The sequence below is a fragment of the Dolichospermum sp. UHCC 0259 genome (assembly GCF_009711935.1).
Classification (GTDB): Bacteria; Cyanobacteriota; Cyanobacteriia; order Cyanobacteriales; family Nostocaceae; genus Dolichospermum.
The window spans coordinates 1-960 of sequence record NZ_VIKX01000073.1; the positions used below are offsets into that span (position 1 = coordinate 1).

Sequence of the window (960 nt, forward strand, 5' to 3'; positions counted from 1 at the left end):
TTCGTTCACTTACGCCGTAGTGTACTAGCAGAAACTTTCCCCAAATATTTTCTCATGCCTACCAGTGGATTGCTAAAGCGGTTTAATGATATGTACCGTACTCATGGCAAATTCACACCCACCAATCTATTTACACTAGCGCATTATTATGGTGTGTCCATAGAAGCCCTAGTTTATCGGTTAGAAGAAATGGAACTTCTACCTTCTGGAACTTGGGAGAAATTGCGAGATAGAGGTTTAAAAGTCAGAAAGGTACAAGAAGAACTGGGTTTAGAACAAATTCCTCAACGGGTTGATATAATGCCTTTGCACTATCAACACCTAGCAATTGAAGCATTAGATCAAGGTTTAATTACTGAAGGGCGTTTTGCTGAATTTCTCCATACTGACCGCTTAGAAGCCCGTCGTATTGCGGAAGCATTACGGGAATATTCAAGCGGAATGATGGAAGAAGATACAGATTTTGATTTGCGTCAAATCCAAACTGCTGGGAAGTGAGAAAAATATGCAAATTAATCACTCCCACATTATTCTTGATGCTTGTTGTGTTCTCAACCTTTGTGCGTCAGGTCAATTTTTAGCAATTTTGAAATCTCTTCCTGCGGAAATTGTCGTGACTACAGTTGTCCGAGAACGGGAATTAAACACACTCCAAAGTCTCAAGGAAGAAGAAAATGATGCGGTGTTAGAATTTGAGACAGCTATTACACAGGGTTGGTTAAAAGTTGTAGATTTTGAATCAGAAGAGGAGGAGGAATCTTTTGTTAACTATGCTGCTTTTCTTGATGATGGTGAGGCTGCAACTTTTGCTATTGCAGTACATCGAAAATGGGCAGTGGCCACTGATGACGACAAAGCTATCAAGTTTCTTAAAAAGAATTTTCCCTATCTTCAGATTTTATCAACCCCAGAAATAATAAAACCCACATTCCGCAGATACTAAAGCAAATTTAGGAATTA

The 960-nt window shown here is 39.2% G+C and carries 2 protein-coding genes; both read left to right on the plus strand.

Annotation, left to right across the window (positions count from 1 at the left end):
• Positions 1-498, plus strand: a 498-nt coding sequence (locus FJR05_RS05975; RefSeq protein ID WP_217385532.1) for an ImmA/IrrE family metallo-endopeptidase, incomplete at its 5' end; no start/stop codon positions are given.
• A 7-nt stretch (positions 499-505) separates the two neighbouring features.
• The gene (locus FJR05_RS05980; RefSeq protein ID WP_254446764.1) at positions 506-943 is read left to right on the plus strand and encodes a hypothetical protein; all 438 of its coding nucleotides are present in this window, start codon (positions 506-508) and stop codon (positions 941-943) included.
• Positions 944-960: the final 17 nt, after the last annotated feature.